The sequence below is a fragment of the Pontivivens ytuae genome, from assembly GCF_015679265.1.
GTDB classification, from domain to species: Bacteria; Pseudomonadota; Alphaproteobacteria; order Rhodobacterales; family Rhodobacteraceae; genus Pontivivens; species Pontivivens ytuae.
Genome location: NZ_CP064942.1, coordinates 4073585 through 4088275, shown reverse-complemented (window position 1 = coordinate 4088275; position 14691 = coordinate 4073585). Strand labels below are relative to the sequence as shown.

Below are 14691 nucleotides of genomic sequence, written 5' to 3'. Positions count from 1 at the left end.
TCAGATGTCCACCACGATGATCGAGACGTTGTCAGCGCCGCCGCCCGCGAGCGCATGCTCGAGCAGAGCCTCGGCCACGCGGTCCGGCGGCCCGTCGCTCAGGTAGGTGCGCAGCGTCTCGAGATCGGCGTATTTCGACAGCCCGTCGGAGCAGAGGAGGAAGCGGTCGCCGGGCTGGACGTCGCCGCGGCGCTTGTCGATCTCCAGCACCTCGCCGACGCCCACCGCGCGGGTGATGCGGTTGGCCTGCGGATGGTTCTCGGCCTCGTCCCAGGTCAGGTAGCCCTGCTCGACCAGCTCGCCGACCACCGAGTGATCGGCGCTGATCATCTGGAGCGCGCCGCCACGCAGGCGGTAGAGGCGGCTGTCCCCGGCCCAGAGGCACATGAAGTGCTCCTCGGTGAGCACCAGCAGCACGACGGTCGCGCCGATGGTGACGTGGCCGCGGCGGGCGGCCTCCTCCCCGATCTCGCGATGGGCGGTCTGGATGGCGCTGCGGGCGGAATGCATGATCTCCGCCGGCTGAAGCATGGCGGACAGGCGGTCGAGTGCCGCGACCACGGTCTGGCTCGCGAAATCACCGCCCGCGTGGCCGCCCATGCCGTCGGCCACGGCCCAGAGGCCGATATCGGGGCGCGACAGGATCGCATCCTCGTTCACCTTGCGCACATGGCCGGTATGGGTCGTGGCGCTGTAGCGGCGCTGCGCGGTGGCGGTCGGTCGGGTCATCTCGGACACCCCCGTTGTCAGGATGCGATGCGCCAGGTCGGCGCGGCGAGGTCGAAGAGGGTGCGGGCCGCCTCGGGGCCTTCGGGCAGGGTCGAGGTGAGCATGACGCGGTTGGCTCCCTCCACCTGCGCGATCCAGAGGGCCGCGGGATCGCTGGTGCCGAGGGCCGCGAAGCCGTGCTCCGGGGCCGCCGTCGTCACGATGGTGGGGAGGGGCCCTTCGCTCGCGACCAGTTCGGTCGGGTTGGGGGCGGGCAGGGCGGCCAGCATCTCCTCCAGCCCCTCCAGCGTCGCGCCGTCCTCCAACATCGCGAGCGCCGTCTCCTCCAGCGCATCGAAGGTGAGGGCCGCGGCGCGGTAGGCGCCCCAGGCGGAGCTTTCCATCTCGGCGGCGAGGCAGAGGGGGAAGCGGCGGCCCACCCGGTCGACGCTCGGCATCACGACGCCCGCCACCGCGTGCGCGCCGCAAAGCCCCGGCGACAGGGCGAAACGCCAGATCGGCGCGCCCATGTAGCAGGCGTCCCACCGGTCGCCCAACGCCTTGCCCCCGGCGACGAGTAGCGCCTGCATCCAGCGATCCCAGCCGCGCACGAAGTCCGGGGAGAGCCCCGCCCGCACGAAATCGCCGACGCAGGGCACCTTGCCGTACCAGCCATATGCCGCCTGCATCTCCATCACAGCGACGCCGGGCAGGAGAAGCTGTCGAGCGCGGAGACGGTGAACGGGTTCAGCGCCGAGCCCGCGCGAAGCTGGAAGATCGCGATCCGCCCGCCGAGGTTGAAGATCATGCGGTTGCGGTCCGACACGTTGGTCCGCCGCAGCTCCGCCGCGTCGAGCAGCCGGAACCAGGCCCACGGGCCGTCGCGCTGGATCGTGTTCTCCAGATCCGTCCGCGCGGGGGAGAACGCGACCCGCGTGCGCCCGCCCGCCTGACCGGGCCACGTCACGGGTGTCACTTGCGGGGGCCCATGGGCGTAGATCACCTGCTGGCCCTCGATCTCCACCACCACCTGATCGACATTGGGGTCGAGGGCGACGGGCGTCACGTCGAAGGTGATCGAGGGCAGGCCGGGGCTCAGAAAGAAGCTGTCCCGGATCTCGGCCGCCTTCTGGAACTGCGCGATCACCGCCGGGGAGATCCCGATATCCACGCCGTTCACCCGGCGCAGCCGCCATGGATCGCTGGTTGTGTCGACGAAGGGCGCGAGGTTCTCGTTGAAGAACGTATCCATCAGCCCGCTCGGCCCGAAGAGACGCCCAAAGTCCTGAAGCGTCACGTCCGCCTGCGCCTGCCGGCTGAACGGATAGCGCCCGTCGATGGCCCGGCGGCAGAAGGGTAGCACCTGCGATTGCCACGCGCCGTTGAGCTCCGCCCTCGCACCGCCGACCGCGGCACCGGAGGAGCCCGCCACGATCTGCGCGGCCCAGCGGCCGAGCGGATCGGGCAGGCGCGCGATCTCCGCCTGCAGGTTCGCCGAGGCGTTCGGCCCCGTCAGCGCGCCGGAGCTCTGACCCAGCGAGATGCGGTTGAGCTCGTCGAAGACGTCGGTGATGTCACCGATCAGCCCGTCGAGTTCGGACGGCGCCCCGTCGGGCCGGGCGACGAGGGCGTGCAGCTCTGCGAACCGGTCCTCCACGAACTGGCCGGGCGACTGTTGCGGGGCGGCCGGATCCTCGCCGGGCAGGATCGAGCCGAACGCCTCGAAGATCGACTGACCCTGCGCGTCGAGGGCGGAGACGACCTCGTCCCGCGCCAGATCGAGGGCCGCATTGCTCGCATTCGCCGCCAGCAGCCGCGCCTCGGGCAGCTCGGTCAGCCGGGTCTCGTCCGACACCGCTTCGAGGATGTTGCGGATGGGCGAAGTCGGGCCGGAGAGCACGCTGGTGACCTGCGCGGCCTGTCCGACACTGTCCATCGGGATGATGTCGATATCGCCCAGAAGCTGCTCGTATTCCACGATATAATCGTTTTCGTAGAGGGCGAGCACATCGCGGGCGAGCCGGTCGAGATTGTCCGGGTTCACCTCCGCCGCGCGACCGCCGAGGACGAGGTTTTCGAACTCCACCCGCTCCTCGACCGTGGCGAGTTGCGGCAGGAAGTACTCGTGAAAGCCCGCATGGGTGTAGACCCCGTCGATGCCAGCACTCAGCGGCTGACCCGAGGGCCGCAGCAGCACGCGGGAGACGGCGGGACCGCCAACGTCCGTCAGGCGGAAAGGCGTGAGGCCACGGGCCGGCGGCGCGCTGACGATGCTCTGGTAGATCCGCTCGGCCAGCGGCGTCTCCGCCAGCAGGGCCTGGATCTGATCGACGAGCGGGCCGTTCAGCGCGATCTCCTGCATCGGCGCGTTCAGCAGCGCGTCGAGATGGCCGCGCAGGTCGGCCTGCAACTCCTCCTGCCCGGCGAAGGCGACGGTCCAGTCGAGCTCCATCCACTGCTCGACGGTCTCCCGATCCATCGGTCCCTGGAGGCCCAGCATCAGGTAGACCTTCAGCGCCTCGAACAGGAAGTCGGGGTTGTTCATGCTCGCCTGCATCTGCTCCTCCAGCCGGAAGAGGAGGCGCGGCAGCAGGAGCGTGTTGAGCGAGCCGCGATAGGCCTGCTCGGACTCGGAGCCGATCGCATCGCCCTGATAGAGGCCGAAGGTGAGTTCGCGCGGCGGCTCCGGATCGCTCGCCGCCGGGTTGCCGGGCAGGTCGCGCAGGACGTTGAGCGCGGGCACGATGGCGGGCAGGTCCGCGTCGGCGACCGGGTTGCGGGTCACGCCCGATGCGATCTCGCGGAACGTGTCGACCTCGCTCCGCGCCCCGTCGATCAGGGAGACGTTGCCGGCGAAGCTGTTGGTCCAGACGGCCGTGGCCGCGCCGAAGGTCAGCAGGCCGCAGGCCATCGCCCCGCGCTTGATCCAGCGGTGGCGTCGCTCCACCGCGTCGTCGGCGGAGACGAGCCCGGCCTCGCGGAAGATCACGCCGTTCAGAAGCCGAGTCAGGAAGTAGCTGCGCCCCTGACCCTTGCCGGTGCCGATCGCCTGCCGCCCGATACCGAAGGTGCTCGCCATGCCCATCATCAGCCGGTCGATGGGCGTGCCCTCCTGCGTGCCGGAGGTGAAGTAGACCCCGCGCAGGAACTGGCTCTGCTCGTAGCGGCTGTCCTGGAACATCTCGCCGAGGAAGTCGTGGGCGACCGAGCGGAGCGAGGCGATCTGCGCCGGGAAGCCCGCGACTAGGCTGCGGCGCTGGTAGTCGGTCTCCGCCTGCATCCGTTCGAGGCTGCGGTCCGACAGGCGGGTGAGCAGCGTGTCGAACTCCGCATCGAAGGCCGCCTTGGCGGTGGTGTCGGCGCCTTCCGCCAGCGTGAAGCCCCAGACCTGCTCCCGCTCCTCCGCGCCGAGATCGGCGAAGAACTCCTGGAAGCCCGCGATCAGGTCGGCCTTGGTGAAGAGGACGTAGACCGGGAAGCGGACGCCCAGCTTCTCCCGCAACTCGTGGAGGCGGGTGCGGATCGCGTGGGCATGGGCGCGGCGCGCCGCCTCGTCCTGCAAAGACAGGTCCGAGAGGCTGATCGCCACCATGGCGCCGTTGATCGGCTGGCGTTTGCGGTGCTGCTTGAGCATGTCGAGAAAGCCGGTCCACGCCTTCGCATCCGCATCGCGGTTGCTGTCCTGCGTGGTGTAGCGCCCCGCGGTGTCGAGCAGCACGGCCTCGTCGGTGAACCACCAGTCGCAGTTGCGCGTGCCGCCGACGCCGCCGATCGCCCCCTTGCCCATGCGCTCGGCCAGCGGGAACTTGAGGCCGGAATTGACGATGGCCGTGGTCTTCCCCGCGCCCGGCGGGCCGATGATGATGTACCAGGGAAGCTGGTAGAGCGAGCGGGTGCCGAAGCGTCCGCCGAGGCGCGACTTGCGCAGAAACTTCAGCGCGTCGGTCATGCGCTGCCGCATCTCGGAAAGCTCCGCCGTCACGGCCTCGTCGGTCTGCTCCACCGGCGCAGCATTGGCAGTGATCGCCTCCGTCATCTCCCGGTCGCGGTAGCGGCGGCGCAGGAGGATGACGAGGATCGTGATGACGGTGATGGCGGTGAGCAGCGCGATGGCGATCAGCCGGTCCGCCTGCCGGTCGAAGGGGCGGATGTCGCCGACCGCGATCAGCGGGCCGAGATACCAGATCGACACGGAGGTCACGAGGGTGAAGGCGATCAGAACGCCGATGGGGCCGAAGAAGTAGTAGATGTATCTGCGGAACATGGGTCAGCCTGCCTTCACGAGAATGACTTCGATGCGACGGTTCTGGGCACGCCCCTCGGGCGTGTCGTTGGAGGCGATGGGCTCCCGGTCGGCCCGGCCCTCCGCACTCAGCCGGTCGGTGTCGGCGAGGGTTCCGGCCATGCGGTCCATCACCGATTGTGCGCGGGCGAGCGACAGTTGCAGGTTCGACGGGAAGCGCGCGGTGTTGATCGGGATGTTGTCGGAGTGCCCCGCGACGATGATGCGGCCGGGCTCTTCCTCCAGTGCTGCGGCGACGCGGTCCACCACCGCCTCGTAGTCCGGCGACAGCGTGTCGGAGGCGGAGGCGAACATGGCCTGTCCCGCGATGCGCACGGTCAGCGTGTTGCCCCGGTCATCGACGGTGACGAGCCCTTGCGCGATCTCGGGCGCGAGGAAGGAGGAGACGGTCTGCACCCGCTCGATGACCTGCGGTGCGGGGGGCGGCGGCGGTGGCGGCGGGGCCGCGCGGGCGAGGGTCACGACCCCGTCCACGTCGAGCGCGCTGATCTGGCCGCGCAACCGCTCCGTATCGCCGGCAAGCGCGACCGAGAAGCCGAAGAAGACAGCGCAGAGCCCGCCCAGCGTCAGGCCCGCCGTCACCCAGATCGGGGTCCAGGAGGATAGCAGCCGGTGTGCGACCTCCATCCCCTTCCAGTTGGCGGACAGGTCCCGCTCGCCCTGCGGGCGGTGGGTGCGGATCAGCCGGGCGAGCCCGTCGCGGATGGCGAGGTGCTTTTCGCCACCGCCGGGGGCCACGCGCAGCCGTCCCTCGAACCCGAGGCTGAGGCAGACATAGAGGAACTCCAGCAGCATCAGGTTCTCGGACGGCGCCTTCTCCAGCCGCGTGAGCAGGTCGTAGAAGCGGTCGCCGCCATGGGTTTCGTTGTGAAAGGTGATGACCATTCCCTGCTGGGTCCACGCGCTCTGCCCGCCCCAGGGGGTGTTGAGCACCACGTCATCAAGGGTCGCGCAGATCGCGTAGCGCGCCACGCGGACGGTCTGGGCGTGGACCCCGGCCTGAAGGGCCGCGTTCTCGAACGCGCGGATCTCGGCGGCGACGCTGTTGCGAAGGGCGGCCGGATCGGGGTGCTGTGCCCGGTTGCGGATGCGCGCGACCAGCGAGAACAGGGTCGAGGCGGCGGCGTTGAGCGGGTTGAGGCCGGTGGCCGCCGTGCTGACCGGCACCGCAGGCGCACCCGCGGTCGGGGCTGGCGGAGGCGGTGCAGCGCGTGCGGCAGGCCCCGGCGGCGGCATCGGGGTCGGCGCCGCGGGACGGCGCCCGGCCGGGTTGGGCCGGATGATCGTCTTGTCCGTATCCGTCGGCTCGAAGAAGGGATCGTCGCGTGACATCATGCGCTCCTGTTCGGGCGGGCTCCGGCGCTACCGGATCGCCCACAGCTCCATCTCGAGATCGGGGAAGTCGCCGGAGACGTGCACCGCAAGCCCGCCGGAGGTCGTCATCTGCTTCCAGTAGGCGCTGTCGCGGTCGAGCTCGAAGTAGACGACACCGGAATAGTAGGGGACCTGCCGCGGGGCGACGGGCAGGGGCCGCAGCGCCACGCCGGGCAGGGCGGAGTTGACGAGCTCCCGGATCTTCTCCACGGGTCCGAGCTTGGCCTGCGTGGGGAAGTGGCGGCGCACGCTCTCGGGCGGGACGCTCGCCTTGGCAGCCAGCACGAAGGTGGCGGAGGTCACGAGGCTCCGATCCGGGATCATCGCGACCGACACGCCATATTTCCGCGGCTCGATGGGGATGGCGACGGCGTTCTGCTCCAGCACTGCGCTCAGATGCTGGCGCAGCGTGCGGAACACCGGCTGGAACACGTTGGTCAGGTCGTCGTGGCGGTAGGCCGGAAACTCCGGCGCGCGCTTGTCGGCGGCCATGAAGGTGGAGAGCTCGCCGGCGAGCGCCGTCAGGAAATGATAGATCGCCTGCGGATGCGCGTTCTCGATCGCCGCGAGATGGCGGACCTGCGGTAGCGCACGGTTGACCGCGATCAGCAGCAGGAAGTCGGAGATCTCGGCCACGCCCTTCGCCCCGCCGCTCTGGTTGAGACGCCCGGCGAGCGCCTCGGCCCGCTGGCTCAGCAGCCCCTCCAGTTCCCGCAGGAACCCCTGCAGCGGCGGCGCGGCCCGCGCGTCGGTGCAGGCGGGGATGAAGGCGCGGTCGAGCACGACCTCCCCGTCCTGGCGGACCTCGATGATCCGGGCGACGGGGATGACGAGCTGGTCGGCGAGATCATCGAGGTCGAGTGCCAGTTGCAGGTGCAGCTTGCCCACCGCCATGCGCACCGGGCGCCGGTCGCGGCCCGTGGTATCCGTCACGTCGATCTCGGCGGGCTGGAAGCGGGCGGCGGAACGCGCCTCGCCGCTCAGATCGACCTCCACCGCACCCTCGCGCCGGGTCGGGATCGCGAGGTAGACGACGGCGTTCGCAACCCCCTTCGGCACATCGAGTGCTGTCGGATGATCGTCGCCCTGCGGCACGCGGAAGGTCACGTGATCCGGCGTCAGCCCGGTGCAGGACGTGATGGCGATCTTGCCGAGCTTCAGCAGATCCTCGTCCAGCGTCAGCTCCCGTAGGCCCCAGGCATAGGGCGTGACGGCGGAGGCGACGCCCGCGATCTGGGCCGCGACGTGGCGGTCCTGCTGCTGGAAGTGATGGGGCTCCAGAAACAGCCCCTCCTGCCAGATGACCTTGTTTTCCCAAGACACGGTTCGACGCGCTCCTCTACTTGGCCGTCAGCGGATCACGACGGTGTTGCCCGAGACGCTGATCTCGACGACGTTCGAGGCGTTGGGCGCGAGTGGTTGGACGTCAAGGAACGCGCCGCCGATATCGCGGAAGGCGACGACGACGCCGATCGCGCCCGGCGGTGTGTCGAAGCTGCGCAGGTCGGTGAAGGTGCCGCCGGGCGCGAGTTGCACCTCGTCGACGTCCATCAGTTCCGCACCCAGCGTCGCCTCGGGCTCCTGAAACACCGCGAAGAAGTCGGAGGCGCCGAACGTGCCGGGTGCCGCGAGGTAGTAGACCTTCGCCTGTGCGGGCAGCCCGCCGTTCATGTCGGGGGCCGCGGCGATGGTGAGGGCGACCTGCGTGGTCGGCGCGGGTTCCGGGACAGGCGCGCAGGCTGCCAGCGTCAGGACGAGGGCCGCAGTGAATCTTCCAGTGTAAAACATGTTCAATCCTTTCAAAGCTTTTTGAGCTGTTCTTCATAGGCCCGCGCGAATTCGCGCCCGAAGGCCGACTGGAAATCGTCTTCCGTCTCGCGGGCGATCTCCGCGTACATCCGCTCGTAGGCCTCCCAGTAGCGGGCCTTCTTCCCGCCCAGGAGGCCGCCGAGGGAGGAGCCGGATTCGATGCGGGTGGCGAGCTGATCGGGGCCGAGGCGGGTCAACAGGTCCTTCAGTGCGGCCTCCATCCCCGACATCATCGCGACCTCGTGGGCGCGGATGTCGGCGAGTGCCTCGGTCGTCGCGGCTTCGGCGTCGAGATAGCCGGGCACGGTCGGGCGGATCATCGCCTCGACCGCCTGTTCAGGGCTGATCGAGAACTTCAGGGGGTTGTTGCCGCCCATGCTGATCATGGTGCGCTCCATCCGCATCTCGCTCTTGATCGAGGCGCGGGCCATCAGGATCTCCCGCATGCCCGCGACCATGGCGGCGTAGGTCCGGCCGAGGCGGGCCATCGTGGCGGCGAGCTCTTCGGTGGGGATGTCGAGATGGGCGGCGCCGGCGGCCTCGAGGAACGCGCGGGCGGCGTCGGTCGATGCGGGCGCAGGCTGTTGGGCCGCCGGGGGCGGCATGGCGCCGGGCGGGGGTGCGGCCTGTGCGCCGAACGGATCGGCGGGCGCGGTTGGCGCGGGTGCAGGCTCCGGCGCGAAGAGGTCGTCCCAGTCGTCGGGGATCGCGGCGGCGTTAGGCGCGGGCGGGGTGAAATGGTCCTGCGCCGCGGGCGAGTGGTCCGGCACGCTGGCCCCCTCGGCAAAGGGGTCCGGCGCGAGCGGAATGTCGGCGGACGCGGCAGGGCTGCCGAGGAGGTCGTCGAGGAAGTCGCCGCCACCGCCCTCCGCCAGCGGATCGTCCAGCGTGGCGAGGGGTTCGGGGGCGCTCGACGGAGCAGCCGGCAGGCTGTCCTCTGCCGGGGCCATGGGCAGGGCGGCCTCGGGCTGCGCTCCGCCGATTTCCACCACCAGCTCGAAGTCGCCGACCTGGATGACGTCGCCATGGCTGAGCGGCGTCGGGATCTCGCCCACCCGCTCGGCGCTGTAATTCAGAAACGTGCCGTTGGTGCTGATATCGGTCAGCAGGTAGTCGCCGCCCCGCTCCTCCACCACGCAGTGGCGCTTGGAGAGCATCCGGTCCGGGTCGGGCAGGGCGAGGGTGTTCTCGTCGCCGCGCCCGATGGTGAGCACGCCGTTTTCCATCGCGACGGAGGTGGCGTTGTTCGGCAGCGTGCCGGAGCTGGTGAGGCGGAGGGTCAGGCTCATCGTCAGCCTCCCACCAGCACGGTCGGGCAGCCCATCACGATGGCCCCGCCATGGGCGCAGGTGTCGCCGAGGCGGGCCTGCGGTTTCTTGCCTGTCAGCACGGTGGTGGAGCCCTTGGCGACCACGTCCGGCGGGCCGACGCAGACTGCCATCGCGGTGGCGGTCGCCGCAGGCATCTTGCCGATCAGAACGGTCGGGCAGGGCACGACGATCGGCCCGCCCACATGGGGAACGATGCCGGTGACCATCGGGCAGACATGGGGGTCGCCGACGCGGGCCGCGGGGAGGGTCATGGCGTGGCCTCCCCTTCGACGGCGATCTTGCCGTTGCCGCCCCGCGCGATGTCGAGCGCGCGGGCGAGGATCAGGGGGCCCTGCGCCTCCACCTGCTCCTCGTCGTGGAAGAGGGCGGTGAGCGCCATGCCGAAGGCGGCGGTGCCGACCGCACCCGGCGGGGCGGCGTAGTCCTCCAGCTCGCCGGGGCCGAGCGTGCCGTCGGCGAAGCTCGCGGCCATGGCGCAGAGCGCGGTGTCGTCCTCGTTGTCGGCTGTGTCTAGGGCCTGCCGCGCGCGGATGCGCGTCTCCGGCCCCGGTTTGAAGACCCAGGCTTCGGCGGCTTCTATCGGGGGCGTGCCCTCTGCTGCCACGTCCCGCCCCGAGAGGCAGGCCCACCAGATCGCCTCCCGCGGCGGGAGGGCGTGGGCAAGCACCTGCATCATGTCCATCAGCGCGCCCTTGCCGTCGAGCTCCGCCAGCACCTCCGCCGCCGATGCGCCCTTGGCCGCATCGAGCTTGGTCTGCAGCTTCGCATTGCCACGGGCGAGGATGCCTGCCACCGGCGTGTCGGGCAGTTTCCTGAGGTTGTCGAAGGGGCCAAGGGTCATCGGGCGCGCCTCAATTGATCATCGTGAGAGAGCCCTTGGCCATCAGCAGGCCAGAGGATTTGAGCTGGGTCATGCCGCCGCCTTCGAGCTTCAGCATGCCGGCACCTTTCAGCGAGGCCTGTCCCTTGCCCTCCATCGTGAGCTGGCCGTTGGCGGTGAGCTTCGCGGTGGCGTTGGCCTTCACCTCCACCTGCGTGGCGGTGATCGTGACCTTGGTGGGCGTCATCTCGATGGTGGAGCCGCCGCATTTGAAGGAGATCTTGGACTTGGCCGAGACCTCCAGCGCCGCGCCCACATCAACCGTGTAGCCCTTGCCGATCTTGTCTGTCTTGGCCCCCTTCACGGTGACGGACTGGTCGGCATCGACGCTCAGCGTGTCGTCCTCGCCCACCGTCGTCTCGCGCCCCTTGGCGATGGAGACGCGCTCGGCGCCCTTGCCGACGGTGAAGCTGTGGTCGCCCTCGCGGATCGTCTCGGTCTTGTCGCCGTGGATGGTCTGGGTGAAGGTGCCGCCCTTCCTGTGCTCCAGCCCCACGGTGATCTCGGCGTTGTTCTTGATGATCTGGCGGAAGTCGCGCTCGGACTGGAGGCGGACGAACTCCGCGTCCTTCTTGTCCTCAAAGATCAGCTCGCTGAAGCCGCCGCCGCCCTTGGAGCTGTTGGTTTTCCAGCCCATCTGCGTCTGGTTGGCGGGCAGGTCGTGGGGCACCGACGTGTCGCCGTTGTAGACCATGCCGGTGATGATCGGGCGGTCGGGGTCGCCGTCCTCGAACTGGACCACGACCTCCTGGCCCACGCGGGGCACGCCGATCATGCCCCAGCCCTTGCCGCTCCACGGCACGGCGGTGCGGATCCAGCAGGACGCGCTGTCGTCGCGGCGGCCCTTGCGGTCCCAGTGGAACTGGACCTTCACGCGGCCATACTTGTCCGTCCAGATCTCCTCGCCCGGCTTGCCCACGACAACTGCGGTCTGGATGCCCGGATGCTCCGGCCGCAGTGTGACCTGCGGGGCGCGATAGGTCAGCTCCGTCGGCTGCACCTCGAAGAGGCAGCGGTAGCTGTCGGCCATGTTGGTGCCGTCGAAATCGAGCGTGGGGCCGAGGATCGCCTCCACGATCTCCCGGTCCTGGGTATCGGCATCGATCTGCATCTGGTGGCGGGCGGAGATGACGAGATATTCGGCGTTTTCCGCCTTTCGCGGATGCTCCTTGAGCTTGAACTTCGTGCCCGCCGCCATCTGGCGCACGTTGCTGACGCCATGGGCGCGGTGGGTCTGGCCGGCGAAGCCCTCGACCTTCACCCGTGCCAGATGCTCGCCCGTGCGGGTGTCGCCGTGGCGTCCGGGATAGCTGTAGTGCTCGTAGGACTTGTAGGCGTGCTTGCCGCGGGGCAGGGCCTTGACCGAGGTCAGGTCCGACTTGGGCTTCTCGAAGTCGTAGTCGCGCAGCGCCACCTTGCCGGTCTGGATGCTCTCGCCCCCGCGCCATTCAAAGACGTGGTCGTCGCGGCGGCGGTACTGCTGCTCCCGGAAATGGAAGTCGATCTCGGCGTGATCCTCGATGGAGCGGTGCGCACTCGCCTCGTCGGCGAGGACCAGCGTCTCCTTCGTCTTGTCGTGGCTGTGGTAGTAGTAGATCCCCTCCTCCTCCATCAGGCGGGAAATGAAGGCGAAGTCGCTCTCGCCGTACTGCACGCAGTAGGTGCGCTTGGGGTAGGGGTGCCGCGTCGTGTCGCGGTAGTCGGAGAAGCCGTGCTGGCCGAAGATCTCCTTGATGACCTCGATCACCGACTTGTCCTGGAAGATCCGGCAGTCGGTGTTGCGGGTGAGAAACCAGAGCCACGGCCGGACAGCGGCGCGGAAGTAGCCGCGCCCGGCATGGGAGCCGAGGAACTCGGCGGCGACGCAGCGGCCCTGGAAGTGGCGGACCTTGTCCTTCGGCGCGTCGATCTCGAGGCTCAGGCGCTCTCCCACCAGCTTTTGCAGGTCGATGTCGAGGTCGGGGGACATGAACTCGATGGTCGTCTCGGTGATGCGGCTGAGGCCCTCGTTCACCTCGGCCCGCATCAGGAAGCCCTTCAGCTTGCCCGGAAGCTCCAGCCGGATCTGGCGTCCTTCGAGGATGATGTCGTCGGCCATGGCCTGTCCCTTCCTCCCGCGTCTCAGTCGGCGTCGTCGAGGGTGACGAAGGCGAGGTCGCCGGCCCGCTCGAGCCGGGCGACCACCGCGGGGTGAATGCTCCACAGCTCCGCCGGGCTGATGCCCTCGAGGGTCGCCGCGAACTCGAAGGAGGAGGCGAAGCGCAGGCAGCAGACCGGGGTCGGGAAGGGGGCCTGCCCCGTGAGCATCGCGCCGAGATGGCGGTCGCCCTGGAGCATCCAGTAGGCCCCTTCGACCTCGGCGATCAGGATGGCGGGGGCGGCGACGCGGTTGGACTGGTCCTGCATCACAGACCCTCCAGCAGGGCGGCGAGCTCGGGGTCGATCTCTTCCTCGTCGTCATCGCTGTCGGCGTCGTCACCGAAGCCCGCGAGCAGGTCGTCGAGATCGCCCAGATCGTCGTCGCCGTCGTCGGAGCCGTCGAGATCGGGCAGGTCGTCCTCCTCCGCCTCGGGCGCGGCCGCCGGTGCTTCATCAGCCGTCGGCACACCCGCACCGAGACCGACCTCGATACTGCTTTCGGCCGCGGCCTGAATGCCGCCGGACGCCCAGGGGCCGGCAAGCATGCCCGCGCCCAGCGCCTGGAACGAGCCCTGCCGCACCTCATTGCGCCCCTTGATCGACAGAACCGGCATGAAGCCGCGGGCGACCACATCGGCCATGGTGCGGGTGTTGAGCAGCCGTTCGGTGCAGGGCAGGGCGACCTGATCGCCATGGGGATCGGTCATGGTGTGGACGGGGATGTCGCCCATCGACATGATCTCGCCCAGCCGCATCTCCTTGCCCGATTTCGCGGCGGTCGCGGTCATCAGGGTGGCCGACAGGATCACCGGGTTGGCCCAGAGCATGCCCTTGAGCCCGTCACGCAGGGTGAACTCCTCGAAGTCGAAGGCGTCCACCGGCTCGGTGCGCTCGCCATAGGGCAGGCGGAGCAGGAAGCGGGGGCTCGCAAGGCCGGTATGCCCGGCCTCCGGAAGCGCGCGCAGGGCGTCCCAGGCTTCGGCGACCAGCGGGTGGCGATCCTCCTTCTTGATGTCGAGGAAGGCGGGGGAGATGGCGGCGACGAAAGGCGCGTTCATCCACGCCGCGATCTTCGCCATGCGGCCCATGAGCTGCGCGTGGGGCGGCGTCTCCTCCAGCGTGTAGAGGCCGAAGACGGCGGAGAACGGACCTTGCGCCGCGTCGAGCTGCGGCTCCTCGGCCAGCATGCGGAAGAGCCCGCTCTCGGCGAGGTCTTCAACGGCGGCAAGGTCGGCGGCCCATTCCTCGGCCGAGACATCGTAGAGCACGATCTCCAGCCGCGGCCCGGTCTCGATCCGCCGGGCGAGGAAGTCGAGGCTGCGCCAGGTCGCCTCCACCGTCTGGAAATCGGGGTGGTGCAGGATGGTGCGCATGGCGCCCGAGAGGGCGGCGTCGACCGCGGCCAGCATCTCGTCCTGATCGTCCGCGGGGGCCTTCTGGACATAGGGGCCGACGATGCGGGCGATCAGCGCGTCGGTGTCGCTCGCCTCCACCGTCTGGCCCTGCCGTTCGCCGATCAGGGCCTCGAAGTCGCTGAGCCGCCGGTCGGCGGGGACGTTGCTTCCCTTGGACCGCTTGGCTGGGGCTATCGCGTGGCTATGCTCCTCGGCCCACTCCTCCAGATCCGCGAGGGCGGAGCGGTCGCCGCGTGCCACCATGTTGCGGAGGTCCGACAGCTCCTCGAAGAGCTCGACGGTCTCGTAGATCTCGTCGGGATGCAGGTCGTCGAGGCCGGTGAGCCGTACCTCCACCCCCGCGCCATCCGCCCCGACGGGCAGGACCAGCGTGGTGGCAAAACGCGCGATGACATCGTCGATGTTGTCCACGTCGAGCTTGATGGGCTTGCGGGTCGCCAGCGCGTCCCCGATCTCGATCAGGCCCCGGTTGGCGCGGCCGGAAAAGTCGCCGAGCAGGGCGATGCGGAACTTCGCGTCGCTCTGCCCGGCGGCTTCCGTCCGGGGGGCGGACAGGGTGCCGAAGCCGGTGTTGGGAGCCGCCGGGGCGGCGCCCTCCAGAAGATCCGCGGCTTCGTGTTCGATATCCATGGGCATCCGACAACTCCCGAGACTGCTGCGGCCGGTTCGGGGGTGCCTCCGCCCCGGCAGGTGTTGTCGGTAAGTGCCGGAGGATGCGGATCGGGTTCGGTG

12 protein-coding genes are annotated in these 14691 nt (G+C 69.5%); all 12 read right to left on the bottom strand.

Annotated features, from left to right (window positions below; translation table 11 throughout):
• From I0K15_RS20410 to I0K15_RS20355, 12 genes are read right to left on the bottom strand one after another with little or no spacing between them, the layout of a single operon-like run.
• Window positions 1–729 (bottom strand): PP2C family protein-serine/threonine phosphatase, encoded by a 729-nt coding sequence (locus I0K15_RS20410; protein WP_196103311.1) that lies wholly within the window; start codon window positions 727–729, stop codon window positions 1–3.
• A 17-nt stretch (window positions 730–746) separates the two neighbouring features.
• Window positions 747–1403 carry a type VI secretion system-associated protein TagF gene (gene tagF, locus I0K15_RS20405; RefSeq protein WP_230374202.1) on the bottom strand — a complete coding sequence of 219 codons (657 nt, stop codon included), beginning with the start codon at window positions 1401–1403 and terminating at the stop codon, window positions 747–749.
• Window positions 1403–4972, bottom strand: coding sequence for a type VI secretion system membrane subunit TssM (gene tssM, locus I0K15_RS20400; RefSeq protein ID WP_196103309.1), 3570 nt, complete (start codon window positions 4970–4972; stop codon window positions 1403–1405). The genes tagF and tssM overlap by 1 nt, the downstream gene beginning before the upstream one ends.
• Before the next feature lie 3 nt (window positions 4973–4975).
• Window positions 4976–6343 carry a type VI secretion system protein TssL, long form gene (gene tssL / locus I0K15_RS20395; RefSeq protein ID WP_196103308.1) on the bottom strand — a complete coding sequence of 456 codons (1368 nt, stop codon included), beginning with the start codon at window positions 6341–6343 and terminating at the stop codon, window positions 4976–4978.
• A 30-nt stretch (window positions 6344–6373) separates the two neighbouring features.
• Window positions 6374–7708, bottom strand: coding sequence for a type VI secretion system baseplate subunit TssK (tssK, locus tag I0K15_RS20390; protein ID WP_196103307.1), 1335 nt, complete (start codon window positions 7706–7708; stop codon window positions 6374–6376).
• 27 nt (window positions 7709–7735) lie between these two features.
• Window positions 7736–8173, bottom strand: coding sequence for a type VI secretion system lipoprotein TssJ (tssJ, locus tag I0K15_RS20385; protein WP_196103306.1), 438 nt, complete (start codon window positions 8171–8173; stop codon window positions 7736–7738).
• Window positions 8174–8184: 11 nt separating this feature from the next.
• Entirely contained in the window at window positions 8185–9483 is a 1299-nt protein-coding gene (tagH, locus tag I0K15_RS20380) for a type VI secretion system-associated FHA domain protein TagH (protein WP_196103305.1), read from the bottom strand.
• Window positions 9484–9485: 2 nt separating this feature from the next.
• A complete protein-coding gene (locus I0K15_RS20375; RefSeq protein ID WP_196103304.1) occupies window positions 9486–9776 on the bottom strand; it encodes a PAAR domain-containing protein in 291 nt (96 codons plus the stop codon).
• The gene (locus tag I0K15_RS20370; protein WP_196103303.1) at window positions 9773–10366 is read right to left on the bottom strand and encodes a DUF6931 family protein; all 594 of its coding nucleotides are present in this window, start codon (window positions 10364–10366) and stop codon (window positions 9773–9775) included. Before I0K15_RS20370 ends, I0K15_RS20375 begins: the two co-directional genes overlap by 4 nt.
• 10 nt (window positions 10367–10376) lie before the next feature.
• Window positions 10377–12503, bottom strand: a complete 2127-nt coding sequence (locus tag I0K15_RS20365) for a type VI secretion system Vgr family protein (RefSeq protein WP_196103302.1) — start codon at window positions 12501–12503, stop codon at window positions 10377–10379.
• Between the two features lie 23 nt (window positions 12504–12526).
• Window positions 12527–12811 carry a hypothetical protein gene (locus I0K15_RS20360; protein ID WP_196103301.1) on the bottom strand — a complete coding sequence of 95 codons (285 nt, stop codon included), beginning with the start codon at window positions 12809–12811 and terminating at the stop codon, window positions 12527–12529.
• On the bottom strand, window positions 12811–14595 hold the full coding sequence (locus I0K15_RS20355) for a type VI secretion system contractile sheath domain-containing protein (protein ID WP_196103300.1): 1785 nt from the start codon (window positions 14593–14595) through the stop codon (window positions 12811–12813). Before I0K15_RS20355 ends, I0K15_RS20360 begins: the two co-directional genes overlap by 1 nt.
• Window positions 14596–14691 lie beyond the last annotated feature (96 nt).

Bases quoted from the DNA above. Each gene is read 5' to 3' on its own strand.
- tagH (WP_196103305.1), bottom strand. From the start codon at position 9,483: ATGAGCCTGACCCTCCGCCTCACCAGCTCCGGCACGCTGCCGAACAAC.
- I0K15_RS20370 (WP_196103303.1), bottom strand. From the start codon at position 10,366: ATGACCCTTGGCCCCTTCGACAACCTCAGGAAACTGCCCGACACGCCG.
- I0K15_RS20375 (WP_196103304.1), bottom strand. From the start codon at position 9,776: ATGACCCTCCCCGCGGCCCGCGTCGGCGACCCCCATGTCTGCCCGATG.
- tssM (WP_196103309.1), bottom strand. From the start codon at position 4,972: ATGTTCCGCAGATACATCTACTACTTCTTCGGCCCCATCGGCGTTCTG.
- I0K15_RS20360 (WP_196103301.1), bottom strand. From the start codon at position 12,811: ATGCAGGACCAGTCCAACCGCGTCGCCGCCCCCGCCATCCTGATCGCC.
- tagF (WP_230374202.1), bottom strand. From the start codon at position 1,403: ATGGAGATGCAGGCGGCATATGGCTGGTACGGCAAGGTGCCCTGCGTC.
- tssL (WP_196103308.1), bottom strand. From the start codon at position 6,343: ATGTCACGCGACGATCCCTTCTTCGAGCCGACGGATACGGACAAGACG.
- tssJ (WP_196103306.1), bottom strand. From the start codon at position 8,173: ATGTTTTACACTGGAAGATTCACTGCGGCCCTCGTCCTGACGCTGGCA.
- I0K15_RS20410 (WP_196103311.1), bottom strand. From the start codon at position 729: ATGACCCGACCGACCGCCACCGCGCAGCGCCGCTACAGCGCCACGACC.
- I0K15_RS20355 (WP_196103300.1), bottom strand. From the start codon at position 14,595: ATGCCCATGGATATCGAACACGAAGCCGCGGATCTTCTGGAGGGCGCC.
- I0K15_RS20365 (WP_196103302.1), bottom strand. From the start codon at position 12,503: ATGGCCGACGACATCATCCTCGAAGGACGCCAGATCCGGCTGGAGCTT.